General features: G+C 66.3%; 30 protein-coding genes. 7 read left to right on the top strand and 23 right to left on the bottom strand.

The window, feature by feature from the left end; translation table 11 throughout:
- The 4 genes from ABD355_RS33775 to ABD355_RS33790 form a co-directional block, all read right to left on the bottom strand.
- Nucleotides 1-386 (bottom strand): WXG100 family type VII secretion target (locus ABD355_RS33775; protein WP_344404713.1); only part of this gene is annotated, 386 nt, incomplete at its 3' end.
- Between the two features lie 253 nt (nt 387-639).
- Nucleotides 640-888 (bottom strand): WXG100 family type VII secretion target, encoded by a 249-nt coding sequence (locus tag ABD355_RS33780; protein ID WP_344404714.1) that lies wholly within the window; start codon nt 886-888, stop codon nt 640-642.
- A 384-nt stretch (nt 889-1,272) separates the two neighbouring features.
- On the bottom strand, nt 1,273-1,569 hold the full coding sequence (locus tag ABD355_RS33785; protein ID WP_344405022.1) for a YrhB domain-containing protein: 297 nt from the start codon (nt 1,567-1,569) through the stop codon (nt 1,273-1,275).
- Nucleotides 1,570-1,659: 90 nt separating this feature from the next.
- Nucleotides 1,660-2,364: a hypothetical protein gene (locus tag ABD355_RS33790; protein WP_344404715.1), complete on the bottom strand. Its 705-nt coding sequence runs from the start codon at nt 2,362-2,364 to the stop codon at nt 1,660-1,662.
- A 196-nt stretch (nt 2,365-2,560) separates the two neighbouring features.
- Here ABD355_RS33790 and ABD355_RS33795 point away from each other — a divergent pair, with 196 nt between their 5' ends.
- Nucleotides 2,561-2,755 (top strand): hypothetical protein, encoded by a 195-nt coding sequence (locus tag ABD355_RS33795; RefSeq protein ID WP_344404716.1) that lies wholly within the window; start codon nt 2,561-2,563, stop codon nt 2,753-2,755.
- A 180-nt stretch (nt 2,756-2,935) separates the two neighbouring features.
- On the opposite strand, the gene ABD355_RS33800 is transcribed toward ABD355_RS33795, so the two are convergent.
- The 4 genes from ABD355_RS33800 to ABD355_RS33815 form a co-directional block, all read right to left on the bottom strand.
- Nucleotides 2,936-3,961 (bottom strand): WXG100 family type VII secretion target, encoded by a 1,026-nt coding sequence (locus ABD355_RS33800; RefSeq protein ID WP_344404717.1) that lies wholly within the window; start codon nt 3,959-3,961, stop codon nt 2,936-2,938.
- Nucleotides 3,958-4,320 carry a hypothetical protein gene (locus ABD355_RS33805; RefSeq protein ID WP_344404718.1) on the bottom strand — a complete coding sequence of 121 codons (363 nt, stop codon included), beginning with the start codon at nt 4,318-4,320 and terminating at the stop codon, nt 3,958-3,960. The genes ABD355_RS33800 and ABD355_RS33805 overlap by 4 nt, the downstream gene beginning before the upstream one ends.
- 430 nt (nt 4,321-4,750) lie before the next feature.
- On the bottom strand, nt 4,751-5,953 hold the full coding sequence (locus ABD355_RS33810; protein ID WP_344404719.1) for a S8 family peptidase: 1,203 nt from the start codon (nt 5,951-5,953) through the stop codon (nt 4,751-4,753).
- The gene (locus ABD355_RS33815; protein WP_344404720.1) at nt 5,950-6,639 is read right to left on the bottom strand and encodes a hypothetical protein; all 690 of its coding nucleotides are present in this window, start codon (nt 6,637-6,639) and stop codon (nt 5,950-5,952) included. The genes ABD355_RS33810 and ABD355_RS33815 overlap by 4 nt, the downstream gene beginning before the upstream one ends.
- Nucleotides 6,640-7,170: 531 nt before the next feature.
- Between ABD355_RS33815 and ABD355_RS33820 the strand changes: the two genes are divergently transcribed.
- From ABD355_RS33820 to ABD355_RS33830, 3 genes are all read left to right on the top strand, one after another.
- Nucleotides 7,171-7,416 carry a hypothetical protein gene (locus tag ABD355_RS33820; RefSeq protein ID WP_344404721.1) on the top strand — a complete coding sequence of 82 codons (246 nt, stop codon included), beginning with the start codon at nt 7,171-7,173 and terminating at the stop codon, nt 7,414-7,416.
- Entirely contained in the window at nt 7,409-7,960 is a 552-nt protein-coding gene (locus ABD355_RS33825; protein ID WP_344404722.1) for a hypothetical protein, read from the top strand. Before ABD355_RS33820 ends, ABD355_RS33825 begins: the two co-directional genes overlap by 8 nt.
- A 71-nt stretch (nt 7,961-8,031) precedes the next feature.
- On the top strand, nt 8,032-8,562 hold the full coding sequence (locus ABD355_RS33830) for an SUKH-4 family immunity protein (protein WP_344404723.1): 531 nt from the start codon (nt 8,032-8,034) through the stop codon (nt 8,560-8,562).
- 51 nt (nt 8,563-8,613) lie between these two features.
- On the opposite strand, the gene ABD355_RS33835 is transcribed toward ABD355_RS33830, so the two are convergent.
- Entirely contained in the window at nt 8,614-8,823 is a 210-nt protein-coding gene (locus tag ABD355_RS33835) for a DUF397 domain-containing protein (protein ID WP_344404725.1), read from the bottom strand.
- Nucleotides 8,824-8,831: 8 nt separating this feature from the next.
- The gene (locus tag ABD355_RS33840) at nt 8,832-9,683 is read right to left on the bottom strand and encodes a helix-turn-helix domain-containing protein (protein ID WP_344404726.1); all 852 of its coding nucleotides are present in this window, start codon (nt 9,681-9,683) and stop codon (nt 8,832-8,834) included.
- 237 nt (nt 9,684-9,920) lie between these two features.
- On the opposite strand from ABD355_RS33840, the gene ABD355_RS33845 reads away from it, so the two are divergent.
- The gene (locus tag ABD355_RS33845; protein ID WP_344404727.1) at nt 9,921-10,328 is read left to right on the top strand and encodes an ATP-binding protein; all 408 of its coding nucleotides are present in this window, start codon (nt 9,921-9,923) and stop codon (nt 10,326-10,328) included.
- Between the two features lie 68 nt (nt 10,329-10,396).
- Here the strand turns inward: ABD355_RS33845 and ABD355_RS33850 are convergent, their stop codons facing one another.
- The 13 genes from ABD355_RS33850 to eccB form a co-directional block, all read right to left on the bottom strand.
- A complete protein-coding gene (locus ABD355_RS33850; RefSeq protein WP_344404728.1) occupies nt 10,397-10,948 on the bottom strand; it encodes a hypothetical protein in 552 nt (183 codons plus the stop codon).
- Complete coding sequence (locus ABD355_RS33855) at nt 10,945-11,571, bottom strand: hypothetical protein (protein ID WP_344404729.1); 627 nt, start codon at nt 11,569-11,571, stop codon at nt 10,945-10,947. The genes ABD355_RS33850 and ABD355_RS33855 overlap by 4 nt, the downstream gene beginning before the upstream one ends.
- 187 nt (nt 11,572-11,758) lie before the next feature.
- Nucleotides 11,759-12,271: a hypothetical protein gene (locus ABD355_RS33860; RefSeq protein WP_344404730.1), complete on the bottom strand. Its 513-nt coding sequence runs from the start codon at nt 12,269-12,271 to the stop codon at nt 11,759-11,761.
- A 59-nt stretch (nt 12,272-12,330) separates the two neighbouring features.
- A complete protein-coding gene (locus ABD355_RS33865) occupies nt 12,331-12,828 on the bottom strand; it encodes a hypothetical protein (RefSeq protein WP_344404731.1) in 498 nt (165 codons plus the stop codon).
- A 44-nt stretch (nt 12,829-12,872) separates the two neighbouring features.
- Nucleotides 12,873-14,201, bottom strand: coding sequence for a hypothetical protein (locus ABD355_RS33870; protein WP_344404733.1), 1,329 nt, complete (start codon nt 14,199-14,201; stop codon nt 12,873-12,875).
- Nucleotides 14,202-14,273: 72 nt separating this feature from the next.
- Nucleotides 14,274-14,501 (bottom strand): hypothetical protein, encoded by a 228-nt coding sequence (locus tag ABD355_RS33875; protein WP_344404734.1) that lies wholly within the window; start codon nt 14,499-14,501, stop codon nt 14,274-14,276.
- A gap of 930 nt (nt 14,502-15,431) precedes the next feature.
- Nucleotides 15,432-16,661: a type VII secretion-associated serine protease mycosin gene (mycP, locus tag ABD355_RS33880; RefSeq protein ID WP_344404736.1), complete on the bottom strand. Its 1,230-nt coding sequence runs from the start codon at nt 16,659-16,661 to the stop codon at nt 15,432-15,434.
- Nucleotides 16,662-16,859: 198 nt separating this feature from the next.
- A complete protein-coding gene (locus tag ABD355_RS33885) occupies nt 16,860-18,278 on the bottom strand; it encodes a WXG100 family type VII secretion target (RefSeq protein WP_344404737.1) in 1,419 nt (472 codons plus the stop codon).
- Nucleotides 18,279-18,317: 39 nt separating this feature from the next.
- Nucleotides 18,318-18,665: a hypothetical protein gene (locus ABD355_RS33890; RefSeq protein WP_344404739.1), complete on the bottom strand. Its 348-nt coding sequence runs from the start codon at nt 18,663-18,665 to the stop codon at nt 18,318-18,320.
- 92 nt (nt 18,666-18,757) lie between these two features.
- Nucleotides 18,758-19,957, bottom strand: coding sequence for a type VII secretion-associated serine protease mycosin (mycP, locus tag ABD355_RS33895; protein ID WP_344404740.1), 1,200 nt, complete (start codon nt 19,955-19,957; stop codon nt 18,758-18,760).
- 274 nt (nt 19,958-20,231) lie between these two features.
- Nucleotides 20,232-20,522 carry a WXG100 family type VII secretion target gene (locus ABD355_RS33900; protein ID WP_115905531.1) on the bottom strand — a complete coding sequence of 97 codons (291 nt, stop codon included), beginning with the start codon at nt 20,520-20,522 and terminating at the stop codon, nt 20,232-20,234.
- A gap of 95 nt (nt 20,523-20,617) precedes the next feature.
- Nucleotides 20,618-20,929, bottom strand: a complete 312-nt coding sequence (locus ABD355_RS33905) for a WXG100 family type VII secretion target (protein WP_115905532.1) — start codon at nt 20,927-20,929, stop codon at nt 20,618-20,620.
- Between the two features lie 264 nt (nt 20,930-21,193).
- Entirely contained in the window at nt 21,194-22,771 is a 1,578-nt protein-coding gene (gene eccB / locus ABD355_RS33910) for a type VII secretion protein EccB (protein WP_344404741.1), read from the bottom strand.
- A gap of 373 nt (nt 22,772-23,144) precedes the next feature.
- Here eccB and eccE point away from each other — a divergent pair, with 373 nt between their 5' ends.
- The gene (eccE, locus tag ABD355_RS33915; RefSeq protein ID WP_344404743.1) at nt 23,145-24,470 is read left to right on the top strand and encodes a type VII secretion protein EccE; all 1,326 of its coding nucleotides are present in this window, start codon (nt 23,145-23,147) and stop codon (nt 24,468-24,470) included.
- Nucleotides 24,470-25,315, top strand: a complete 846-nt coding sequence (locus ABD355_RS33920; protein WP_344404744.1) for a hypothetical protein — start codon at nt 24,470-24,472, stop codon at nt 25,313-25,315. Before eccE ends, ABD355_RS33920 begins: the two co-directional genes overlap by 1 nt.
- The last annotated feature ends 61 nt before the right edge of the window (nt 25,316-25,376 follow it).

Genomic DNA, 25,376 nt, shown 5'->3' on the forward strand with positions numbered 1-25,376 from the left:
GTCGCCACCGCCGCCGCTTGATCGGCGATGAACGTCGCTGCCAGCACGGCCAGTTCGGCGATCACCTCGACCTTCATCCCCACGATGACGTCGGCCGCCACGTCCAGCGCGGTGGCCACGGTGTGGCAGGCCTGGATCAGCTCGCTCATATGACCGTTCGACAGCTGCGCCCACTTCGCCAGCAGCGCCTCGTAGGAGGCTCCCTGGTAGTGATCACCCAGCCGCTTGATCGTCGCGGTGGAGTCCTGATGGGTGTTGTCCACGCTCTCGGCGAACTCCCGCACATGCGAGGCAAGTTCACGGACCTTGTCCTCATTGACGTTCGGCCAGTTCACCCCGATGAACTGAAGGAACGACACCACTTCATCAGGCAGTTCGATCGCCACAACGCCCCCATCACAAGACTGCACGCTCCTGTTCATCATCGAACCTAGATCCGAGCACGCAATGAGAGAGCAAAGTGTTCGTCTCGGCACCGTGACGACTATCAGTACCGGACAGTCGGTGGTCTGTCCGGTGCCACGAGGCGCTTGACCAGCTGGCCCATCGCGTCGGTCTCCGGCCGAGGGTGGTCACCGCGGCGGCCTGGTCGGCGACGAAAGCTGCGGCCAGCGCGACGAGTTCGGCGATCGTCTCGACTTACATCGCCACGATCACATCCGCCGCCACGTCCAGGGCAGTCGCCACCACATGAGATGCCTGCACCAGTTCGTTGAAGTGTTTGTCCGAAACCGCAGCCCACTTCGCGAGCAGCGCCTCATAGGACGCACCCTCGTACGCTTCGCCGAGTTGCCGGACGGTGGCGCTGGAGGCGTTGTGCGCGCGCTCCACATTCTGCGCGAACTCCCGCACGTGACCGGCAAACCCGCGGACGTTGTCCTCGTTCACTGTCGGCCAGTTGATACCGATGACGACAGGAACGAGACCACTTCACCCGGCCGTTCGATCGCCATGCACACCCTCCCCCGCCGAATGCATGTGCACGTCAGACCGTGGCATCACGGGGTGTGTCGAGGAAACCCGGCCCTGAGGGCCAGCAACTTGGCGCTTTGAGCAGGACCCGCTTCGGGAGGTAAGCACAAGAAGGACGAGTCAAGGTGACAGGGCCACAGCTTCGACTACCTCAATCGACGCCTACCGGTGGTAGGCCAGGCGCGGGAGCCTTGGGCTCCGTGGTCGCTCCCAGCCGTCACGACCGGCCAAGCCCCCTCTATCCGACAGGAGTTCCGCCATGCCGGAAACCATGGGGGTACTCCCTGCACATTCATGGGCTCAGAAGGGCTTCCTGGGCCGCTGGCCCGTGGCCAGCCACGTCTTCGACTGCTCAGTCGTGTACGCAGAAGGAGGGAATCCGACGAACGACCCGTCCTTGAAGACGACGACCATCCGCACCATCGGCGCATGGGTGATATCCCCGGTGTCGAGGTGCTCCTGACTGTCGAACCGCACGGCCCATGCCATGTCGTGCTCGACGGAGAGTTCTGGCTGCATCACGATGGCCGGCGGGCCGTCTCCGTAAATTTCCCGCAGGTGGACACGGGCCGCCTCGACGGCTTCGTCTCTCGTCATTCTCACGATCCGATCGCTCCTTCCACAGGGCTTGATGCTTCAAGGGAACTACGCTCGCGTTGCCCAGCCACCCATGCGTCCGGCCCCCGCTCAGTTCGTCGGACGCGACAGCAACTCGGCGAAACGCGTGCCGGCGATGGCGTCCGGGGCCGCGGTGACTGACGATCCATCATGGAAGACCAGGTCGACGTGCGGCTCCGCCATACCCTTTGCGCTCTTCGCGGTGGGGACGATCTGCACGGACGCGATCTCACCGGGGGCGTACTGGAGCAGCGGATACAGCGGATCACGGCCCTTGTACGCATGGCCGAGGACCAGAAGCCTGCGGTCTGTCGCCGCTACCACGAAATTGCCGCTGTAGCCGTCCAGTTGCTCCACCGCGAGGGTCAGCAGGACCAGCCGCGCGGCTGTGGTCGACCAGTCGGCGCGCCGGTCGACGGCCAGGTGACCGATGACCTTGTCGGGCACGTACCACAGAGCGTCGGAGAGCGCGTCCCCGAGCACCTCTCCGGCTGCCTGGAACGGGTGCGCGGCCACATACGCCCAACCCGCGGCGCGTGCGAGGCCCGATTCCCTGGCCTGCTCGACCGGCGCGGATGCGGGCGGCGGCAGGCGGGGGATGAGCCGGTCCGGGGGTGTGGGGGCGCCGATCAGGTGGGCCTGGGCGGTGCCGACGAGGGTTTCGCCGGGTGCGAGGAAGGCCGAGACGCGGGCTGCGTGCTCGGCGAGACGCTGCTCACGCAGCTGTTCGATGTCGTCGGTCGTCAAGCCCAGCAGCCTGCGGATCATGCCCATGACCCAAGCCTATCCGTCGAGGCCACCGCCGAAGTGCGGGGCCGCACCTTGCTCCCACCGGCGTTGGCCTAGCCTTCCGCGGTGACCTTCTTAATGCGAGGCAGCAAGGTACACCTGCCGAAACTCCGTAGGGCGCGCACAGCCGCTGGGCCCGCTACGCGTCAGGTACGGCAACTGGCCGTGTGCCATCGTGGCCGTGCAGTCGCCGCAGATACCACCCGTCACCATCCTGCCCGACCGCGATGTCGGCGCCACGAGTTTCAAAGAGCAGATGAGCCCCCGCAGGAGCACCGACCTGCAGCGGCGGGTACCCGCACCGCCCTTGTGGGCGACCGCGCCCACGACGGTTGCGCTGGCCGTGTCCCGCGTCGTGGTGCAGGGGATCAACTAGCGGGAGTGTTCGAGGCCTTGGGGACGACGGCGCGCTTTCTCGGGGAGCTCGGCATAGCGCTTGTCCAGGCTGCCTTCGGGGAGGTAGCGGCGGGGGAGGCAATCCATTCGGACCTGGTCGTTGAAGAGGTTCGGGTGCGCGGCACTGTGCGCGCCCGACGAGGACGCAGTCGAGGCCCGCTCATCCGAAGTCCTCCTCGATGCGCGTCTTCGGGACACGGTACGGGGTCTCGTTCTTGCGGCCGTCAAGCTGACCGGCCACGGCATCGATGGCGGGGTCCTTGCTCAGCCCGTCCGTGACCGGGCTCATCGGGCCGTCGGCACCGATCACCGCTCCGACGCCGCCTGCGATGACGCCCTTCTCAGCGCCGATTACGGCCTTGACGCCCTTGGCGGCAGCGAATTCCCCGAGGTTCTCCATCGACGGGGATCTGAGCAGGTTCCCGCCTCTCTCCAGCCTGTTGCTCATGCCGCCGATCTTCCGCACGGCCTTGGCCGCCGTCCGGGCTTCCTTGAGACCTTTCTTGATCTCACTGAAAGACTTGCCGGCCTTCCTGAGCTCGCGGACCTTGTCCATCAGCTCCTTCAGCGTCCGCTCCAGGTCGGCGGAGACCTTTCCTACCCGCTCGATGAACGCGGCGATCTCGGCATCCGCCACGAGAGCGTCGGCAACGGTCGCAAGGCCGACGGTCAGGATGTCGACCACGACCATCGCGGCGAGCGAGGCGATCAGCGCCTCGATCGCCTCCCGGATGATCCCAATGATCATGTTCTCGGCGAGCTGGCAGGCCGCAGCCGCCTGGCTGATGATCTGCGCGATCTCGTCCATGTCCTTGGCGGTGCCGTCGATCGCCTCGACCACCTGGCCCATGTGCCGGCCGAACGCGTTCGACGCGACGCCTTCCCACTGCCCGGCAAGTGTGCCGCCGCCCTCACGCAGAGCGGTGCTGACCGCCCGCATCGCCTTCGCCTGGGCCTGCCACTCGTGGGCGGCCGCAGTGAGTCCGGCGAGGTTGCCGGTGACCTCCTCCAGCATGCCCATCAACCCGCTGGAGTCCAGCGCCCACTTGACGGCGCTGTCCAGACCTGCGTCCAAGCCGTCCGCAACGGGATTGTTGATCTCCGGCAGTGGGATCAGCGGCTGGTCCATGAAGTCCCGCGTCCACTTGTACGCGTCGCCGACCTGCTGGAAAGTGCCGCCGCTCACTGTCCGCCTCCGAACGAAGCGTCGATGTGATGGTCCTGGCTCTCGTAGTTCGTCGCCGAGTTCTGGAGCCCGTCACCGGCGTGGCGAAGGATCTCGAGCAGGTCGGCGAAATTGTGCTGCTCGGCCTCCACATGCTCGTGGTACGCCTCGTAAAGGTTGTGCGCGTTCGGCAGCTTGCCGAAGTCGTCCGACGAGAGCGGCACCGCCGCCAGCTTCGGCCAGATCCGCGAGATCTGCTCAATCTGGTCCTGGATGACCTTGTCGTACGCCTTCAGCGCGTCCGGATGGACCCGGAATCCTTCATCCCCCACAGCTTCTCCCTGATCACGGAACTGGCACATCGTCTCACTGGCGATCACTGAGGCTTCCGTTGGCATCGAGGTCCTGACCGTCTTCCAATTCGTCGTGGCGGCCCGGGCGGCCGAGGAGTTCGGGGCCGCCCCGCACTGGCCGGCCCTGCTGAGCCGGGCCCTGGGGCAGAGGGAGGCGAACCAGCTGCTCGCCGCCGCGTGGGCGGCCATCAAAACACGCCTTCGTGTACCTGCAGGTATTGGCGGATCTTTACCAATCTCTGTCTGTCGGCCCGTTAGGGAAGCACGATCCTTCGAGCCCGGCTCGTGCCGACACCGAAATTGCCGCATAACTGACGGACTTGAGCTCCGGCACCGCCTGTGGCCAACGCGAGCGCACCACGCATGGCCCGTAGGTCAAGGAAGCGAAAGCCCCCGCTGAACGGAAGGCCACAATGACTTCCGGCCAAACAGGAGCTTTCTGAAACCCGCCGAGGCATCAGCCTGTGAAGGACCCCTGAGGCTGCACCATACCGACCGCTCCCGCCGAGACCTTGCGCCGACCAGACAGAGCGAGGAGTACACCGCCGAGCAGAAACGCCAGTCCCACTCCGGCAGCGACCAGGCCCGTCATCCACAGGCTCTGCTCCATTGGCACGTGCTTGGTCTTCGGTGTGCCGTCCGGAGTCGCCAGGTGCTCCTTGCCCTTGTAAGCCACCGACCCTGTCATGTCCTTGGGGGGCGAGGCGGCGGCCTTGACAGCAGCGGCCGCGTTGATCAGGCCGTAGCCGAGCACAGCGCTGCCGCCACCCGCGGGACGGTGGGTGGTGGCGATCAGGACGTCGTTCACCTGGGCCGGGGTCAGCTTCGGGTTCTTCGCGTACATGAGCGCCACGACGCCGGCGGCGAGCGCGCAGGCCGGCGAAGTGCCATCGACCGGCCTGTAGCCGCCGGTGTTCGACGCGCTGATGATGGCGATGCCGGGCGCAGCCACGTCGTTGTAGGTGTGCACCGTGGAGAACTCGGCGCGCCTGCCATTCTGCTGGGTGGCGGCCACCGCGATCACACCCGGGTAACCGGCCGGGTACGACACCCCGTTGAGGACGTCGCCCGCATTGCCGGCCGAAGCGAGGACCGTCACGCCCTCGCGAGCGGCATGCGCCAGGGCGGCGGCCTCCTCCTTGTCGTAGGAGCCGAACATGTCCTCACTGCCGAGCGACATGGAGATCACGTTGGCGCCGTGCTGAACCGCGTACTCGATCCCCTGGGCGATCGGGTTGCCCTTCCGGAAATCCTCCAGCTCCTTCTGGCTGAGTTCCTCCTTGTGCTTGTCGTCGATGACGCGCACCGAGAGGATCTTGGCCTTCGGGGCCACCTTGAGGACGTCCGAGGCCATGGCGGTCCCGTGCCTTCCCCACTTCGGGTCCCCCTCCTTCAGTCCATCCTTGCGGTAGTCGGGTCCGGTGGTGACCTTGCCCTTCAGGGCGGGATGGTTCGCGTAGACACCACTGTCGAGGACCGCAACCGTCACTCCCTCGCCCTGGCTGAGCTGTTGTGCCGCGGACAAGGCGAGGGCGGTGCCTTCCCAACCAATCGGCGTGGCCGCCAGTGCCGGCGCGGTGGCCAGCGTGCACATCAGACCGGTGAGAGCGACCGCGGTGCAGGTGGCGCGTAGGATCCGGAACTTCACTGCGGGGCTCACTTCTCCAGGTTCCCGATGTTGTTGTAGACCATCTCGCTGAGGGCATGGGCCGCGCCCATCCACGGGATCTTGTCCTCGTCGTTCGCGGCGTAGCTACCGAAGTCACCGGGCAGGTTGCCCGAGGTACGGCCGTCAACCGCGCCGGTCGTGACGGCGACGGCGTACGGGAACGTGTCGTCTCCGAGGCCGTATCCGCCCATGCCGTTGCGCCGGTTCTCCTGCCACTTCGCCGCGAGCGTGCCGGGCACCGCGAAAGGCACCACGGCGGCGTCCGGGACATCCTCCTGCTCCTGGCCCTCGAGATACTCGCCCATCTTCTGGGCGCCGGTCGAGCCGGTGGGCAGCACGATGATTGCGACGGTGGCGACCATCTCCCCGGTGAGATCGACGTACGTGGCGCGCAGGACGGCCTGGCAACCGAGCCGTTTCGCAGTCTCCTTGGTCTTGCCGCTCAGCCCCTTGGCGCAGGAGGTGTCCTGGGAGATACCCATCCGACTCCACTGCGCGATCTTCCTGTCCGACGCCTTGTAGGTGTAGTTGGGCGGGTCACCAATGGTCGCCGGGAAGAGCTTCTCGACGCCCTCGTTGCGCCACACCACCGCACCGTAGGCAGAGTTGGGTATCGACTGTCGGCTGTTGCTGTACGCGTGAGCCGCGAGCGCGCCACCGCCGAGCGTGCCGAGCACGCCGAACACCCCGAGCAGACTTCCGATGACCTTGCGAGCAGCGCCACCCCCAGCCGCGGGGGGCACCGGCGCCCCGGGCACAGGGTTTCCAGGCAGATAGGGCGCGCCATACTGAGGCGGCCCCGGTTGGGCTGGAACAGTCCCTGGAGCCACCCCTGGGTGTGTCGCAGGCATGGGAGGCACGGGCGCCTGCCCCTGCCACTGCGGGGGCTGTTGCGGTTGCGGCTGCCAACCACTCTGCGGGGGCGGCTGCCCATACGGATTGCCGCTTCCCGGCGGCGTCGGGTAAGACATGAGTTCCCTCTCACAGGTCAATCTGCGAGGGAGCACGATGGGTGGTCCGGCCCTTTAGGCACAGAGCCCGCATCTCAACTGACCCGCACCCCAGGTTGCTGCGAGGCACAACTACAGCCACTCGCGCACCTTCCGGCGCCCCCGCGAATCTCACGACAGCTTATGACCTTCGCAGACGCAAGGCACATCCCGCCTGTGGAGCTCAGATAACGATCTGATTGAAGGGCTTGGCTGAGCGTGACCGATGTGACGATTCGACCTGATCGGGTCGCTGCTGGCGCACTGGCCCAGCGGGTAGCCCGCCAAGCAGCGTCGTCGATCACGCGGACGTCACCGGTCCACGCACCGGGCTACTTCGTGGCTACGGGTCCAGGGGCTGTCACGCCCCTCACCCACGCGCTGCAGCAGATACGCCAGCAGATCAAAATTCTTCCGGACGGCAATCCGATCAATATCGACATCAAGTGGTGGCGAGATGACTAACACGAGCCCGGGATCGTCCCGTCTGATCGCTACGGTGGACGCTTTGCGGTCGGCGCTGGCGGAGAGCCCCGACTTTTTCCGGTTCACTCTCGGCGGGACGATCGACGAGGAGACGGCAGCCGCTGCGGAGGCCGACGGGGTGCCGCGGGAGTTCGTGGACTTCTGTCGCGTGCTGGACGGCGCAAGCTGCGGGCCGAACGTGCAGCTCTTCAGCCTGGAGGAGGCGGAGGAGCACCAGTTCTACTGCGGGCCGGTGGTCGACTCCCCGCTGGCACTTTCCCCGGACAAACTGTTCTGCATCGGGTTGATCGGCGACACACCGGTCTTCCTCGACCGCGCGGGCGGCGGCGTCCTCGGTATCCCGGACGAGCATCGGGAGTGGGTCGACGCGGAACGCTTCGAGCAGCTCGCGCCCGGGCTGGAGGCGTTCTTCCTGGAGCGGTTGGCCACTCCGGAGTGCGCGCGGCTCGCGCTGGTCGACGACGATCTGGAGGAGTACGACGACTGGCTGAAACTGCTGTGGCGAGCCGGTCTCGCCCCCTGAACCGCCGGCGCACCCTGGAAATGGCCGGCCCCGGCCGGACGAGTGCATGACGAAAGGGATCAAGAGGACGCATGGCCACCCATGACGAGATGACGGAGCTGTTCGGCGTTGGCCACGTGGTCACGCTGGACCGTTCCGCCGCCGAGGAGCGCGGGCTGTCACAGGCTGACGCCGAGGTGCTCTGCGACGTCGGAGTGCCCAAGTACGTTGACGTCCTGTTCACCCTCGACACCGCCGAGGAGGGCCCTGATCCCTTCACCGTCGTGCCGGTGGCTGTCGGCGACGAGGAGACACGCATCCTCGTGCTGGGCGGCCCCACCGACGACCCCGCGATGCGGTACTGCCTCGACATGGAGCGCGGCTACGTGATTCTCATGTCCTTCGGAGAGGAACCACAGGCCGAGATCGTTAACCGGACCCTTGCCGACCTCGTCGAATTCCTGTACCGCTTCGCACTGCGGACCAAGCACCTGGAGCGCGCCGCGCCACAAGACCGCGGCCCGTACACCGACAAGCTCGTGGAATACCTCCGTGCCCGCGACCGGTACGCGTTCGCGCAGCCGGACAGCTGGTGGTCGATGGTCTTCGAACAGGTCGGCTGAGCCCTGGGCAGATCGGCAGGCGGCCAGCCGGGAATCCCGGCCCTCAGCACGCTACGGACCTTGGAGGTCACGACCGGGGTTGGCTTTGAGGTCGCTGATGAACGCCGTGAAGGCTCCAGCCGGGAAGGAGAGCGTGCCCCAGGTCGGGATCTTCGAGTCGCGTATCGCGACTCGGGAGTGGAAGTTCGCTACCTCTACGCAATTGTTGCCGTCGGCGCCGCCGGAGAAGGACGACTTCTGCCAGTTCTCAGGGGTGGTCACGGCTCGCCTCACAGTTCCTTCGCCAACCTGTGGATGAAGTCACGCGAACGTGCTGGTTCGAGTGATACTGCCTCCACTTTACGGAAGAGCGTTCGAAAGGCAGCAAGTTGAGCCTCGGAGTCGATGAAGGCCGTGCCGTGGGCCGTGTCGCGCAGCGCCGTGTCCAATTTCGGCACAGCCCCACCCGCGTAAGTCATGCCGCTCCAGGCTCCGCCGAAGTCGTCCAGGTCGAAGGGGATGACCCGCACGGTGACGTGGTCCGCTTCAGAAAGTTCCAGGATGCGGATGAGCTGGGTTCGCGAGGCGGCCCGGTTGCCGACTCTGATGCGCAGAGCCGCTTCGTGGATCACGGCCTCGTACGGGATAGGGGCGGGGCCCGTAATGATCACCTTGCGTGCCATGCGGTGACGGACTCGCAAGGCAAGGTCCTTCTCAGGGAGTTCGGGAACGCGGTACGAGAAGATCCCACGGGCGTAGTCCTCCGTCTGAAAGAGGCCCGGGACGTGCAGGAACTCGACGTCGAACCGGTAAGTGGCGTGGTGCTCCAACTCGGCGATATCCAGAAACGAAGCGGGCAATAGACCCTGATACTCCTCCCACCAGCCGCGCGTCCGATCAGTCGCCATCGCCACTAGGGCTTCGATCAAATCGGCGTCGGTGCAGGCGTAGTGAGCAGCAAGCCTTCGGACGCGCTCCCCGCTCACCCCTGCCGTACCGAACTCGATCTGGCTCATCTGAGCTGAGTCGGTCCCTAGTAGTGCGGCGGCTTCACGCCCCTTGAGCCCTGCAGCCTCGCGCAGTTTCCGCAGTTCCGCGCCGAGACGCTCCTGGCGTGCGGTGGGCTGTCTCCTGCGGGCCACGACTTCCTCCTTGCCCCCAACTGCCCTGGAGGCAGTGGCTCGTTCGAGGGTCAGATTACGGCAACGACTTGCACGGTCCCAAATTGTGGCTCTACCGTCAGTGACGCGACGCACACTCTGCGGATCCCGGGGTCACCGGAAGCGCACTGCTCCGTCCTGCCATGACGGCTGCGGCAACGCCACCGCCCGCCACCCGCAGTTCTCCGAAAGCCCCACCCACCGAACCGGAGTTGCCGCATGCCCGAAACCGAACCCTGGGAGTACTCCCTCTACATCCCGAACGACCCACGCGCCGTTACCATCTGCCGCCGTACCGTCCGTCTGATCCTCACGATGCACGGCCTCATCCATCACGCAGACACCGCTGAACTCCTCGCGACAGAGCTGACCGCCAACGCCGTACTCCACACCAAAGGGCCGGCCGCTCTGCGCCTGCGGTGGCGCAGCGGGGTGCTGCGCATCGGTGCCTGGGACGCCGACCCTGAGCCGCCCGAACCTCCATCGGACCTGGCCGCCTTGGTCGACGCGGAACAGGGCCGCGGCCTCGCACTGGTCCGCGCCTGCGCCGACGTATGGGGCTGGCAGCCGTTGACCAGAAACGGCAACCGGGGAAAATACGTGTGGTGCGAGCTCGCTGCCGCATAGGTCGCGTGGTCAGGTCTACCGGAGTCACCCATCCGGTACGAATAGACGCTCACCCAGGGCCGACCCACCTACGGGGTCGGCTCCGCGAGCATGGCCATCCAGCTCAGGATGCCCACGGGGATCGCGATTACGACGACATAGACCATCCAGTCGGCTACCTGCTGGCGCCGCGAGCGCTGCCTGGTATGGGATTCCCGGCGCCGGGACGCTCCGCGTGGCTTGATCGCTTGGTACGCGAGGCACCCAAGGACGGCCACGCAGACCGAAACCTGCCACAGCTCGCCCACGACGCCCCAGAACCCGACCCGCTGAATCGTGTGCGGTTCGATCCCCTGCCGTGCGTCGAACTCGGTGCCGTCCGGGTAGTCATGCCCGGTGTGTTTGAGGTGCACGTAGACGGCGTCCTCGGCGCTGCCGCCATCCGGCGTGAAGTGGCCGTCGCACTCGTAGTTGGAGTTCCTACGGCTGTTGCTGGTGTCGACGCAAGTGCCGACCTTGTACTTGCCAGGGGTGCCGTAGATACCGGCGGACAGAGCGAGGTCGGCGGTCGCCGTGACGCACCAGAAGACGGTCACGAGGGCGAGGACGACGCCGCACACCCAACCGAATGCGCGCTTCATCCGTACACCACGATGTTCGGTTCCTTCTCCAAAAGCCCGGAGATACCAGCCCGTTCAGCAAGGGCTCGGCGCTGGGGGTCGGCCTGGGCGCGCTCCTGCTTGTACTTCTCCCAGTCCGCGGGCTGCACGAAGAGCATGTCGTTGCTGCCCGGCACGATCATGACACCCCCGAAGGCCAGGTCACCGGCGAACCAAGCGCCGCCCTCCTCAGCCTCCTTGGGCCAGCGGCGCACCGTCGAGGCGTTGATCGCTCGTAGAGAAGGGGCGCCGTGCTGCCCGCGCACCGACAGGCGGACAGTGTGCACATCTCCCAGGTACTTCCACTCCGTGTCCTTCTTGGACACCCGGGTCCGGTACTCCAGGGGGTAGGTGTGCAGCACCTTCTCGCACACTTTGAACCGCGACCCGTGACGCAGTCGGAGGACGAGGAAGATCAGCACGAGCACGGCCGCAGGGGCATAGAAGGCAGGTAAGTCAGCCTCCCGGCTGACCACATGAGCCACGAACGGCACAGCGGACAGCATCAAGGCGAGAACGAGGCGCGGGGCGATGTGCCGGTACAGGAGCGTGCGGTTGTGTTCGAGGACCTGCGCGATGTCGGGCGCCTCGGACGGTTTGTTCATGACGGCGGTTCCGTCCTTATCCGAGGTCGTTGGCCCATGTCCCTCTCGTCCGCGCACGCTCGCGGTTCGCTGCCCCGTGTCAGCGCCAGCTTCGCCGACAGTGATCTCCGCGTACGGGCCGGCCCCGAGACGGATGGCCCGCTGCCCATCCGCGAAATGGGAAGCGGGCGGAAGGGGAGCATGTGTTTCACAGTTTGCCGGTGATGACTCCGCGCCAGGTCCAACCCGCGCCGAGGACGGTGTCCTGTAGCGGGTTCTTCAGGTCAGCACTGTCGAAGCGGAACGTCTCGGTCGCTTCGAGGCCACCATCCTCGCCTCGGCCGAGCGTCCAGCGCTTCGAGACCGTCTGCACCTGGCCACGTTGGGCCTCAGCCACGAAGGCCAGCCTGGGAGTGCCGTCGACCCACGTGACTTCGAGTTGCTGGTCGATGGAGCGGATCTCGTGCTTCTCCGGGACCAGGCGCATACGGACCTGGAACATTCGACTCACCTGAGTGCGGGCGAAGAAGGTCTGCCAGGCCGGATCCAGGATGCGCCACTCAGCCACCAGGTCGGCGCCTTCCGCACGGCCGTCCCGGATGACGTACGGGACGTCAGGGCGGTTGAGACCCAGCAGGGCCGCCTCCACCTCTGCCGCAGTTCGCCGGGCGACACCGTCGGCGGGGCGCCTGGTCCCGGTCAGCTTGTCGAAGAGTCCCATGAAATCAACCTTTGAGAAATCGGATTGCCGGTGCAAGATCTGCCGTTCCGCGGACGGCGCTACGTAGCTGGACTGGTGTCCGGGCGAACTGTGCGCACGAAGTCCTGGAAGTCGTTCACGATGGCGGGGTATTGGGACGCTGTGGCTGTGAGGACCAGGCGGATCACTGCCCGCTCACGCGGATCGGCAACGTCGAGCAGGGAAAGGTACACCTGTGACTGGACGAGGTGGCGGCCCACGCCGCCGATGTCCGCCGAGACGGCAAGTGTCTGTGTGAAACCGGGCGCATCCGCAGAGCCGATCTCACGACGGCCGGTGACCACGACCGATGTGGCGGCCTGGCGCAAACGCTCCACGGACTCATGGGCGATCTCGGACAGCGTCGCCCCACCCGGGCGGTATTCACCATCGATCGTGATGTTCGCGGTGAATCCGTGATCCGGTTGCGGATGCAGCGCGATGAACGCCGCCCCCGGTGCGCCGACTTCATCCGGCGGTGCGGCGCGCCAGCCTTCCGGAAGTTCGAACTCAATCGGTACGGGAAGGGGGGTGGGCATCTCAGGCGCTCCTTAACTACGGCAGGGGTCTGTGGAAGCGTGCATCAGAACACGCTGCCGATCGCGTCGCCGACCGCCCCGGCCGCATCGCCCACGGCGTCGGCAGCATCGCTCGCGGTGTCGGCGATCTTCCCTGGATCAACGGTGACCTCACACCCCACCTCGCCGCCGAGTCCGACGGCGAGGCCCACCGTCGAGCCGATGTGCCACTTGCCGTCTTCGCCCTTGCCGAAAGTCGCCTCGGCCTCGGCGCCGATGCCGTACCAGCCCTCGGCTGTCGCGCCCGCCCCAATGCCCCCGATGTCCGCTCCTCCCGCGGCGCCGACCTTCGCGCCGGCGAATGCCTCTGCGCCGGCCTGCAGCCCCTCGAGGCCAGCCCCAGCGTTGACACCGGCCTCACCGCCAGCCATGGCCTCCGTCCGTCCATACACCCCGACGGGGCCGACGTCAGCACGGCCGTGTGCCGACGCTTCGCCTCCTGCGAAGACTCCAGCCTCGCCCTTGATGCCTTCGTTGGTGATGCCACCGGCTGCGGAAGCCTTGGCGCCCGCATAAGCTTCGGCTCCTCCGTCGAGTTTCATCGCCCCCTTGGTGAGCGAACCCTCGGCGGTCGCGCGGCCTAGGTCGGCATGCGCCTCAGCTTCGCCCAGCTTCCCAGCGCCGGTGTCAGGCCCCGTAGACGATTTCCCGAGCCCGGGTCCGGTGGCGTCAGCATCGCCTTCGGCGACCCACCCGCCATTCTTCGTACGGGCTTCTTTCTTCTTCAACTCGGCTTCGCGCGTGGCCTTGGCATCGTCGAGAGAGGTGACGACCCTGGAGTTGAAGTGGGCTCGGCTTCCACCGAGATCGCGGCGGAGGGCCCAGCAGGCGGTTTCATCAGCGTCGGCGGCACGCTGGAGGACCCGTTCGATACGGCGGGCGAAGGCGTCGCAGACCTCCTGGTCTTGGCGGGTGAGGCCCTGAGTGTCGGGGTCGTAGAGGGCGCCGGCATCTTGCGAGGAATCGTTGCGCAGGGTGACGAGACCGGTGGCACTGACTTGGAGGCCCTGTTCCTTGGCCTCAACGTCGGCGAGGTGTTGGAGGTCGTTCTTCGCCTTATTCAGCTCGGCGTGCAGTGTCGTGAGGACACCGGCTATGCCCTGTGCCTCCCTGTGGGCATCCCCGAACTGCTGCTGGGCGGCACGTACATCGTTGTCAGCCTTGGCTGCCGTCAGGACCGGCTGGGTCCAGCCGGCCTGCCGGAAGGGACGGGCCACGTGATCACTGTAGGAGGAGTGCAGGCCCTTGAACTTGGTGGCCGTCTCATGCCAACGGTCAGCGGCCTCCTTGAGGTTGCTGAGGTTGAGGTGGTACAGCTGCTCGTACTTCGGCATGAGCTCGGCGAGTCCCCCGTGGAGTGGTGAGTCCTGTCAGGCTGACGCTGTGCGGTGAGTGGAGGGCCTGGTTCAACCGAAGTCACTCGCCAGAGAGTTCATGGTTTGCGTGTTCGCGGCTTCGGTGCGCTGATACAGCAAACCCGTGCCGCCGCACTGGCTGGCGAGGTTGTCGCAGCTGGCCGCGAGTGCGGAGACCTGGAAGTGCCAGGTCTCCGCCAGGTTGGTGAGTGCCCCCTCCAGCCCGCCGTCCCAGTTGCCGCTGCCGAAGTCCCGTGCTGTCGACCGCGTCTCGTCCACCGGATGAGCGCCGGCGGTTCGCGTCTGCCCTGCGATCTCGCGTGCGCCGGAGCTAGCACGATTGAGCGCTGCAGGGTCCTCAATTTCCGTCCCAGCTGCCACGACTTATCCCCAGGTCCTTTACATTCCGCATGGAGCGGAATGTATCCGCGCTCGGCGCGAACACGTCGGCAATGCCTGAGTATAGCCCTGCCCATGAGTGGGCATAGTGCTGGCCATTAATGGACTGCAGTGCGGTCTTTCACCACTGCCAGTCCAGGGGGATGACGACCGCGACACTGATCGAAATGGCACAAGTAGCCCTATATGCCCTTTGAGGTGATCCCCTGTGAACCATTCCCCACCCGGCGTTGCCGCACTCGCGCAAGACATCAACGGTACGTACAGCAAACTCAAGGCCAGAGCCTGGGCGCATGCCTTCTGGATGAACCCGACGATCGTCTTGGCAAGCTCGTCGTGGCGCTGGCCGATACCGTACTTCCAGGCATCCCTGAATTCGCACCGGGCCGACGCCGGTCCTGCTCTCTATTGCCCTGGGGGCGGAGGCTGCTGCGTGTAGGGATTGGGCTGCTGTGGAGCCTGCGCAGGGGGAGCAGGGTAGCCGTATCCCTGGTTGGGAGCTGGCGCAGAGTAATACGGCGGTTGGGCCGGGGGCATCGATTGCTGGGGCGGGTGGGCCATGTTCTGCGGGTACGTTCCGCCGCCAGGGCCTCCCATCCCGGAGTTGCGGCGACTACGGGTTACGGCGAAGACGACGACGGCGGCAATGACGGCTGCGAGGCCTACAACGCCGATGAGAAGGACGATGGCGCCCATTGAAGAGGTTCCATTCTTGTTCTCGGGAAGGTTCGCTGCGTAGTCGTTATGCATGCCGCGGAGGAACGCGATGGCCCAACATCTCCGCCGCCACCCCTGGACGGTGAGCTATTCCTACTGCCCTTGGTGCGGCGGCTGCTGGCTGTATGGGTTGGGGTTGTGCGGGTACTGCCCCGGAGAAGGTGGGGGCCCCTGGTTGGTAGCTGAACTGGGGTAAGGCTGCTGGGCAGGCGGATAGCTGGCGTACTGAGAGGAGGCGCCACCTCGTGAGCCAGGGCCACCACTGCCACCGTTTCGACGGCTTCGGACCACCACGAGGGCGATTACGCCGATCACCACGATCGCTGCAATCGCGCCAACGACGACAAGGATGCTGCTGGAAGAGGAGTCCTTCTTCTCGGCTTGGGTCGAAGAGCCCGTTGCCTTGGACGATTCGGTTGACGTGGAGGTGGAGGACTGAAGTTGGCCGAGGGGGTTCGTCTTGGGGCCGGGGGGGATGTTCATTGTGACCGCCTGGCGAGGGCGGATGATCCCGTAGCCATATTCCTCGTCAGGCGCCTTCAGTCCCTTATGACCAAGGAACGAGGCCGACTTGATTAGGCGATTGATTACTTGGCCTGCCGTGAGATTGGGATATTTTGCACGGACCAGAGCAGCGGTGGCAGATACGAAGGCTGTCGCGTCCGAAGTTCCGTCAGATAGGCTGTATTTCTGGGACTCGGTGTTATCTGCAGAGAGGACTTGAACACCAGGAGCCATCAGGGCGAGCCCTTTGCCGCTGTTAGAGCCGTTCCACCGGTTCGCTTCTTTGTCTACAGCGCCAACGGAAACAACTCCGGGAAGTGCTGCTGGCTCCTCAACGGCGACAGCACCAGTATTTCCCGCAGCGGCGACGACTACGACATCGTGGGCTTCCGCATACGCAATGGCTTCACGGCCGACTGGTGAAGTTTTGCCACCATCGGCACCGAAAGATAGATTGATGACCTTCGCGCCCTGATCGACCGCATACCGAACAGCGGCAGCCCATGCCTCATCCGGATTCTTGTCATTTTTCTTTTGGTACGTGCGAAGCGGCAAGATCTTCGCCTTCGGCGCAAGCCCGATCATGCCAGAAGAGTTTCCCGTTCCATGGCCATGCGCAGCGATAATACTTGCCATGCCCGTTCCATGGCCCGACAGATCATCTTGGGCATTGCCGCCGCCCGTGAAATCCTTCCCCTTTAGGACCTGGCCAGTTAGATCAGGATGGCTGCCATCTACGCCGGAATCGACTACAGCAACCGTCACCCCTTGACCCTGAGTTACTGCCCAGGTGTCTTTCATCGCGAATACGTCCAACACCCACTGTTGGTCTCTGACATAGTCAGCTGAGGCTGTCGAGGCCGAGGTGAGGAGCAAGGCGCCTGTCAACGCCACAACTCCTGTCGTGGACCAGACTCGCTTGAAACCCAATTCCTTGCTCCTCACTCACAGCTACGGCTGGGGGTGCCAGCCTATACATGGGCAGACGACGGCTTTCCGTCCAGCCCGCTTGTTTGCTTACTCGATGGTCCGCGGCACGTTCCGGTTGCGGTCCTCTTCCGAGATCCAGGTCTCTTCGTCCTCGACCAAGTAGTCGGGGCGGTCGCCCTGGCTGTTCTCCTTCTTGCGGCGGTCCTTGCCACCCGCCCCAGCAGCGCCGGCCTGCGTTCCACCCCGGCTGCCGTGCAAACCTGCACCGCCACCGGCGCCCTTAGTGACTCCCTTAGCCGCGCCGATCACGCCGCCACGGGCCCTCGCGAGAGCTCCACGTCCACCAGCGCTGGCACCACCTCGGCCGGCCGCGCCGAGGCCTCCGCCGCCCATGCCGCCCATACCGGCTCGCCCTCCAGCAGCGCGGCCTGCCGCTGCGCCACCGGTCATGCCCCCGCGGCCACCCGCGAAGCCGATCCCACCGCCGAGGCCGGACGTTCCACCGGGAGCACCGACGCCGGAACCTGGGGATCCGCTGACGCCGAAGTTGCCATTGCCGCCGCTGGGGACACCCGTATTAGGGCCGGGACCAGCCCCCGTCATACCGGTGGGGATGCTGTCCACATTCGTACCGGTCGTCGGAAGACTTGTCTTATTCGTCGGAAGCTGCGTGCCTCCCGTGATGCCCGGGTCACGGGGCACCGTGGGTGCTGGCTTCACGGTGGCTGTCGGGCCAGCACTCCATGGTTTACTGCCCGACTGCGAGACGCTTGGCCGGGACGCGCCGGCGCCGCTTGGGGTCACAGGCGGCGGGTACTCCACATTGCCGCTGGGCTCCTTGATGTGTCCTTTGTCATCTTGGTACGCACGGTTGTTTTGCAAGTTCCGTGTGACCCGCATGTATTGCGCACCAAGGTTCTCCATGACAGCCACGCCATTCAGTTGAGCTTCTCGGCTGGCGCCGATCTTGCCCTCGTCCTTCTGCGCAATCTGGGCGGTGGTCAACTTGCTGTCTTTGAGATCGTTGGCTACCGTTTCGCCGTTGTCCCAACTCCAGTCGCTAAGAGCGTCACCGATCTTGTCCATGGTGCTGGGTTCTTTGATCTCATCCAGTTGCTGCTTGTACGTACGCAACTGTGTGGCCGCGTCAGCCATCTGAGAGCTATTGAGATCCGCATGCCAAGCCGCATTCCGGATACTCTGCGCAATCTTGCGCGCCTCTTTCTCAAAGGCCTGGGCGGCATCGCCGCTCCAGTGCTCCAAGACATTGTCGACCGCCTTGTCGAGCACGCCAGCGATCCCCCCGTCCTGGCCTCCGGCGAGGATTTCGTTGACCTTTCCCCAGTGACGACCTGTTTCCTCAATTAGACCCGGGTCGGTACCCTCAAGCATCTGCTTGAGCTCTTTGAGTGAGTAGTCGATGAATTGAGTCTTGGTCTTGGGACGTCCCGCGATGCACATGGGCTGCTCAAGGACTGGCTTTGGCTGCTCTTTGTCACCGGCCATTTTGAACTCCTCCTCGTAGGTGATTCTCGATCCGGACTACTAGTCCCACTTGCCGCTCGAGCCCCCGGAGCCACCACCCATTTGGTGCTTGTTCGCGTACTCCTGCTCGGTGTACTTGTCTTTCACCTTGGAAGTACTCCTGCCGAACCTGTCGATCAGGTCGTGCAGCCCCTTGATCGCCCCCTCAAGGTCACTCTTGGCGTCTTTGTGGGCGGAAAAGAGCTCACCCGCCTCCAAGAACGTGCAGTTACCCCCGAACGCAGCCATCGAGATCTCGGTGTTGTACCGAGACGTCTGCCCCGCCTTATCCATATCGTCCAGCAACGTCCAGAGCTTCCGGATGACCTCATCCAGCGCGCTCAGATCAACCCGCATCCCGTCGCTCATACCCCGTTGTCCTCTCCCCTGTACCTCAAGTTGTCGGCACCGCTCGGTGCCAAGTCATCGGCCACATCGGCCGATTCGGCCGGTGTGGCCGCCTACCCGACCCGCCCAGCTCTTCCTACCCGCCGACTCCGCCAGTCCCGCACAGCCACCCCGCTCCCCGCAATCACCAGCACCGCCGCGAGCCCCGCCCCCACCACATAAATGGCTGTGCGGCGCTCCCGTTCCGCCTCGCTCTCGCCCATGGTCACCGCCATGGGGACGACCCCGCCAGAGCCGGCCTTCACCGCTGGGTCCGGGGTTGGGGAGGACGCCGGTTTTGAGTTGTCCGTCAGGGCGGCCACCGGGTCGATCACGCCCCAGCCGATGTAGCGGTTGGGGCCACGGCCCGGGCGCTGGGCCGTTTCCTCGATCCGTGTGGCGATCTGGTCCGCCGTCCAGGTCGGGTGCTTCTGCTTCAGCAGGGCCGCGACGCCCGCGACATACGGCGCCGCGAAGCTTGTGCCGTCGGCCGTGCACTGGCCCTTCTTGGGGACCGTCGAGACCATGTCGACGCCCGGTGCCGCGACGTCCACGAAGTCGCCTGCCTGTGAGAAGTAGGCGCGTTCGTCGTTGCGGTCCGAGGCGGCGACCGCCAGGACGCCCGGGTACGACGCGGGGTAGGTGTTCGCGGACTTGCCGTCGGCTCCGTCGTTGCCGGCGGCCGCCACGATCAGGGCGCCCCTCCGCACGGCTGCCGCCACGCTGTCCCGGAGCAGCTGGTTGTCCTGCTTGTCCGCGGTGTCGGAGGAGATGTTGATGATCTTCGCGCCCGAGACGGACGCGTCGTGGATCGCCTGGGCCATGGTCTTCGAGTCGCCCTGTTTGTTCTCGCCGCCCGTATAGCGGTAGGAGACGATCTTCGCGTCCGGTGCGATGCCCTCGAAGCCCGTGCCGTCGATCGGACGGGCGGCGATGATGCCCGCCACCCGCGTGCCGTGGCCCTCGATGTCCTTGTTCGCGGCACCGTCGACGTAGGTCTTGCCGGCGCCGGCCATGGCATCGCGAAGCTGCGGATTCGAGCTGTCCACGCCCGTGTCGATCACGGCGACCGTCACGCCCTTGCCCGTCGCCTGGCCCCACATCTGGTCCAGGAGGATCCGCTGGAGGGACCAGGGCGTGGACTTGATGACGTCGCCGCCGAAGACGCATTCCGTGCTCGCTGCCAGGCCGAACTTCGCGCCGCCGGAGGCGGGACCGTCGGATGCGAATACCGGCGGGGCCGAGGCGATGCAGATCCCGGTTGCCGCAAGCACGCCGAAAACCCGCTGCAGTGCGCGGGTTCCACTGTTGCGGTCGTTGCGGCTACGCGAACGGGCTCTGCGGCCCTCCACGTTCAGGCCCCTCATGATTCAGGCCCCCAGGGCTTCCTGACGTACCGATGCCGGACGTCCCGATGACGAGTGTGAAGGTTTGCTGAATTTGCTGTGTACGGGCCCGAAGCAGAGGACGGCCCAGCTGACGCCGTGGCGTCGGCTGGGCCGATTCTCTTCATCTCAGGTCCCTCATGTGCCTCGGGTCGCCGACGGCTCAGCCCCAGGTGGAGGCGTTGCTCTTCTCCGTGGCCTGGTAGTTCTCGGCGGCGCTCTGCAGCGCCGTGGAGATCTTCAGGAGGGTGTTGTGCAGGTCCTGGGCCGTCTTGTCCCACTCGGTCTGCTTGCGCTGGTAGCCCTCCTGCGCCTCGCCTTCCCAGGTAGCGGCGACGCGCTTGACCGCGGCCTCGAGGTCGTCGAGCTGCTGCTTGATGCGGCCGGCGGTGGTGCGCACGTCCGTGGAGGCGTTGGTGATGGTTGCGTAATTGACGAGGATCGACATCGTCATTCCCTTTCAGGAAGAGTCGTTAGGAAGTCGTTCGGGATCGATCAGGATCAGTGGGCCCCACAGGCCCAGTGGATCGGTCGGAGCCGGGGTACGGCTCAGCCGAAGTCCGACATGATCTTGCTGATCTCGGAGTTCTGCTGCTCTTCCGACGCGGAGTAGTTGCTCCGCGTGGAGTCCACGGCTTCCTTGATGTCGTTGAGGATGTCGCTCATCTTCTTCGCGTCCTGGTTCCAGCGCTCCTGCAGCTGGTGGTAGGACGTGGCCGCCTGGCCCTTCCAGCCGCCGGCGATCTGCTCGATGACGCCGTTCAGACGGCGGATCTCGCCCTGCAGCTGGCCGTTGACAGTGCTGATGTCACCGGAGAGCTTGGTGAGTTCGTCCTCTGTTACCCGGAACTGGCCGGCCATGATGACCTTCCCCCATGTCGTCGTTCATGTTGACTGATCCGGGAAACCTACTTGGTGCCCGGAGAAGCTTCGCACCGTTGAGCGCTGCAAACACTCTATCGTCAGCCTGTCTCACATCCACAGGCAAGACCAATCAGTTACACGGCTCACACACTTGGGCGATCATCTTGTGATCAACAACCCTGTGCGCTCAAGTGCCCGCGCATGTCCGGCCGTTGACAGTCGGCGACCGCAACCGCCGACCTGGCTACGGTAGTTGCACGGTCACTGGCTCTGTTCCTGCGACGCGCTGCCCGTGTCCAGCGTCGGGCCCTTGGGGATGAACTCCGCCCAAGTCTGCGGCACCAGTGCGGGGTTGGTGATGTCCTCGTAGCCGAGTCGCGTGCGGGCCTTGTCCGTCTCGCTCGCGTTCTGCGACGACCCGTCGGAGCCGGAGGAGGACGAACCGGCGACCTTGCCCTTCGCCGCACTGTCGTTGTTCGACGGCAGCGAGTAGCGCAGGCCCGTGTCCGTCAGCAGGTACTGCGCACCGCCGCCGCCCGCCACGCCCGTGAGTTCCTTGAAGAGCAGGCCCGAGCCGGAGGAGACGTAGGCGCTCACCGAACCGGAGACGACCTTCTTCGGGTACGCCGTTCCGGCCCAGGCGGCCAGCTGCGGCTTCTTGTCGGCGCCGAAGGTGCCGTCGTAGACGCTGCAGGAAGTGGTGCGGGCCTGGCCGTTCGCCGTGGACGCGGGGTTGGCCTGGTGCGGGACGGCCTCCGGCCAGCCCTTGTCGCCGTAGAACTTGTCCGGCGCGCCGCCGTTGGCCGCGATGATGACGTTCTGGGGGACTTTGGTGACTCCGGGCGCCTGGGCCTTGGGTGACTGCTTGAGCAACTCCGCCACGAACGGGGTGACGGAGGCGACCTTGTCGCGGAGGACCACGTAGTACTGCTTGCCCTGCGCGTCCTCCGACTCCAGTACCTGGCCCACCGTGGTCGCACCGGCGGGCAGGCCCTTGGCCGTCGTCGTCCCGCCCGCGTCCGGGACGGTCGGGAAGGTGATGGCCCCGCCGTTGTTGAAGGTGGCCAGCCACTCCTGGCTCACCGGCTGCGGCTCGGCGGACGTGCCGATGACGGCCGAGAGCAGCTGCGCCATGGTCGTCTTGTCGAAAGCCGGTCCACCCAGCAGGAATCGGTTCCCGTCGCGGTCGATCAGGTAGCGCGCACCGGTCTTACTGTCCTTGACGTACAGCGCCTCACCGGAGTCGACCTTGCCGGAATCGTCCAGCGTCTTGGCGTCTTCGGCGTTGAGGACGAAGACGGCGCGGTCGATGGAGTCGGCCGAGCCTCCAGGCGCCGGACGCTCGCACACGGCCCAGGTCTTCGCCTTCTCCGCGTCCTCCTTGGAGGGCAGGCGGTCCGGGGCGTACGGGATGCCGATGGTCGCGCCGTGCGGGATGTTGCTCTTGTCGATCTCGCTGCCGGAGACCTCGAGGACGCTGCCCTTGCCCTTGTCGAGGAGGAGCTTGGCGGAGGCGTAGTTGAGGACCGGGTGCAGCGTCGCGACCTCCTTGCCGTTCGGCGTCTTGTCGTTGATGACGACGTAACGCGTCGTGGAGTCGCTGTCGACGATGATGTACTCGCCGGGCTTGTCCCAGCCCGCCGGTGCGGCCGGCTTGATCACGCCGTAGGCGATGAAGCCGATCACCAGGACGACGCCGAGCGCAAGGCTGGGCGTCACCGTGCGCATGGGACGCGGTGCGCCTTCCTCCGAGCCGCCCGGCGACGGCGCCAGGAACGCCGCGACGGTGCGCTTGCGAGCGAAGTTGTAGGCGGCGAGCTCGTCCTGACGCTTTGCCATGGTCCCCGTTTCTCCCGTTTTGTACTGCTGCACTTGATCGTTTTGCACTGCTGCACTTGATCGTGCTCGTGCTGCTCGATCGGTTCCAAAGGCCACTTCGGCCGCGCAGGCACCTACTATGCCCTGCGCCACCGGACGCCGGTTCACCAGGTGTTGGGCCGACCCCGCATCTTCACAGAGCTTCACCACAGCGCTTCACCATGCGGGCCCGGTCCGTGAAAGGCTGGCCACCTGGGGTTTCGGTGTCCCGTGTGTCGTCTGGTGTTTCGCAACGGGTACCGTGAGCCGCCCACATGGATGTTGTGGGCCCAGCCAAGGCCCAGTGGTGGCCCCATGAGCGGCCACATAGTTCTCGAAAGGGATGTCCCGGGGGATGAGCAGCGCTACGAGCACTCGGCGCGGTCGCCGCGCACAGCAGCAACAGGGAGGGCCCGGCGACAGACGTCGTACACCCGCCGCTCCTGCCGCCCCCGCCGCCGCGTCGCCGCGCACGCTGCCCCGCCCCGGCGGTCTGGGTCCGGTGCGCCTGCAGCAGCTGATCCTGGTGGAGCTCGCGGCGGCGGTCATGCTGGCCGCCTGGGCCGCCGACACCTCCTGGCTGCTGGCCCCGGCCGGTGTCGTGGCGGTGCTGCTGCTTCTGCTGGCGGTGCTGCGCCGGGGACGCCGTCCGCTGCCCGAGTGGTACGAGACGACGCGCGCGATGCGGCAGCGCCGACGCGACGCCAAGCTGCCCGTACCGCCCGGGACCGATGCGATGCTCGCGCCGGTCGTGGAGTGCGACCCGGCCCTGCGGACGTACGGCTTCGTCTCCCGTGACAACCGCTCGATCGGCATGATCGGCGACGGGACCTTCCTGACCGCCGTCCTCTTCGTGCAGCCGGCGGACGAGCCGCTGCGGCCCGCAGCCGCCCACCGTCAACTGCCGCTGCGGCTGATCCAGGACGCCCTGGAGGTGGACGGGATCCGCCTCGCCTCCGCGCAGGTCGTGCAGCACACCCAGCCGGCGCCCGCGCCGCATCTGCCCGCGCAGTCGCTCGCCGCGCGGTCGTACGGCCCCCTGCAGGCGCAGGTCGGTTCGCCCGCGCTCCGGCTCACCTGGGTCGCCCTCAAGCTCGACCCGGAGCTGTGCCCGGAGGCGGTGCAGGCGCGCGGGGACGGTGTCCCCGGGGCGCAGAAGGCGCTGCTGCGGGTGGCGGACCAGCTGTCCAGCCGACTGGCCGGCGCCGGTTTCAAGGCGACCATCCTCGACGAGAACGAGCTGGTGCAGGCCCTCGCCACGTCCAGCTGCCTCAACCCGCGCGCCAACGCGCAGCACGGCCAGGAGGGACGGGCGCCCCAGCGCCGTACCGTCGAGGCGGTGAAGTCCTGGCGGGTCGACGACCGGTACCACGCGACCTACTGGGTCTCCCGCTGGCCGCAGTTGGGCAACGGCGGTGTGGCGCTGCCCGAGCTGGTCACACGGCTGACCTCGCTGCCGGTGCTCGCCACGACGTTCAGCATGACCCTGAGCAAGGCCGGGAACCGCGGTGTCTCGCTCACCGGGCACATCCGGGTCACCGCCCGTGGTGACAGCGAACTCGGCCAGGTGGGACGGGAGTTGGAACGGGCCGCCAGTGCCGCGAAGGCCGGTCTGGTCCGTCTCGACCGGGAACAGGTCCCCGGAGCCCTCGCCACCCTGCCGCTCGGAGGTACCTACTGATGTCCTACCCCCCGCAGACCATGCCACCGGGACAGCAGGGCCGCACCCCCGGCCGTACGACGCCGGCCCACGTGGCCTCGCCGACCGACACCGGCATGATCCCGATCATCCGGCAGCCGGAGACCCCGCAGCAGCAACGGCGCATCGTCAGCCCGGGGTTCGGGCTGCGCGGGCCGCGCCGCAACCGCCATGTCGTCACCGCCGACGAACTCGCGGCGATCAGCATGCCCATCGGCGACGACGGTGTGCTCATCGGCACCGACCCGGACTCGCAGCCGGCCGTGCTGGGCCTGTCCCGTCCGACCGCCTTCGACGTCGTCCTCGTGGGTGGTCTGTGGCTCGCCCAGGTGCTGGCGCTGCGCGCCGCCGCGACGGGCGCGCGCGTGGGCGTCGAGACCGGACGTCCGCAGGTGTGGCAGCAGTTGGCGCAGGCCGCGGGCGGCGGGCAGCAGTGCGTGACGGTCTATCCGGTGGGCCGGGTGCCCGCGCAGGGACCGTCGGTGTCGAGTCCGGTGGTACTGATCCGGGACTGCGGTGTGCGCCCGCCGCGCGGGCGGGTGACCTCCGTGCCGTGGCAGGCCGTGGTGACGGTCCTGCCCTACGTCAGCGAGCACGCGCCGCGTTGGCTGGCTCAGGCGCAGCTGGTCGGCATCCAGCGCATCTCGCCGCAGGAGATCGAGGTCGTGCGCGACACCCTGGGCGTCCCGAACGAGCATCTGCAGCACCTGCCGGCGCTGCACGAGGGTGCCGCCCTGTGGTGCACCCGCAAGCACCACAAGTTCGTGATGACCGAACCCACCGATGCGGAGACGGGCCTGCTCGGCGTGGCCCGACGGATGGACTGACGCGTCGTCGTCACCGGGGGAAGGGTGCGAACGGTGCGAACCGGCCGCACCCGTGAGGCTG

The organism is Streptomyces longisporus (assembly GCF_039532765.1).
In the GTDB taxonomy this organism is placed as follows: domain Bacteria; phylum Actinomycetota; class Actinomycetes; order Streptomycetales; family Streptomycetaceae; genus Streptomyces; species Streptomyces longisporus.

Bases quoted from the DNA above. Each gene is read 5' to 3' on its own strand.
- ABD355_RS33785 (WP_344405022.1), bottom strand. From the start codon at position 1,569: ATGACGAGAGACGAAGCCGTCGAGGCGGCCCGTGTCCACCTGCGGGAA.
- ABD355_RS33790 (WP_344404715.1), bottom strand. From the start codon at position 2,364: ATGGGCATGATCCGCAGGCTGCTGGGCTTGACGACCGACGACATCGAA.
- ABD355_RS33825 (WP_344404722.1), top strand. From the start codon at position 7,409: ATGACTAACACGAGCCCGGGATCGTCCCGTCTGATCGCTACGGTGGAC.
- ABD355_RS33830 (WP_344404723.1), top strand. From the start codon at position 8,032: ATGGCCACCCATGACGAGATGACGGAGCTGTTCGGCGTTGGCCACGTG.
- ABD355_RS33845 (WP_344404727.1), top strand. From the start codon at position 9,921: ATGCCCGAAACCGAACCCTGGGAGTACTCCCTCTACATCCCGAACGAC.
- ABD355_RS33850 (WP_344404728.1), bottom strand. From the start codon at position 10,948: ATGAAGCGCGCATTCGGTTGGGTGTGCGGCGTCGTCCTCGCCCTCGTG.
- ABD355_RS33855 (WP_344404729.1), bottom strand. From the start codon at position 11,571: ATGAACAAACCGTCCGAGGCGCCCGACATCGCGCAGGTCCTCGAACAC.
- ABD355_RS33860 (WP_344404730.1), bottom strand. From the start codon at position 12,271: ATGGGACTCTTCGACAAGCTGACCGGGACCAGGCGCCCCGCCGACGGT.
- ABD355_RS33865 (WP_344404731.1), bottom strand. From the start codon at position 12,828: ATGCCCACCCCCCTTCCCGTACCGATTGAGTTCGAACTTCCGGAAGGC.
- ABD355_RS33870 (WP_344404733.1), bottom strand. From the start codon at position 14,201: ATGCCGAAGTACGAGCAGCTGTACCACCTCAACCTCAGCAACCTCAAG.
- ABD355_RS33885 (WP_344404737.1), bottom strand. From the start codon at position 18,278: ATGGCCGGTGACAAAGAGCAGCCAAAGCCAGTCCTTGAGCAGCCCATG.
- ABD355_RS33890 (WP_344404739.1), bottom strand. From the start codon at position 18,665: ATGAGCGACGGGATGCGGGTTGATCTGAGCGCGCTGGATGAGGTCATC.
- ABD355_RS33900 (WP_115905531.1), bottom strand. From the start codon at position 20,522: ATGACGATGTCGATCCTCGTCAATTACGCAACCATCACCAACGCCTCC.
- ABD355_RS33905 (WP_115905532.1), bottom strand. From the start codon at position 20,929: ATGGCCGGCCAGTTCCGGGTAACAGAGGACGAACTCACCAAGCTCTCC.
- eccB (WP_344404741.1), bottom strand. From the start codon at position 22,771: ATGGCAAAGCGTCAGGACGAGCTCGCCGCCTACAACTTCGCTCGCAAG.
- eccE (WP_344404743.1), top strand. From the start codon at position 23,145: ATGAGCAGCGCTACGAGCACTCGGCGCGGTCGCCGCGCACAGCAGCAA.
- ABD355_RS33920 (WP_344404744.1), top strand. From the start codon at position 24,470: ATGTCCTACCCCCCGCAGACCATGCCACCGGGACAGCAGGGCCGCACC.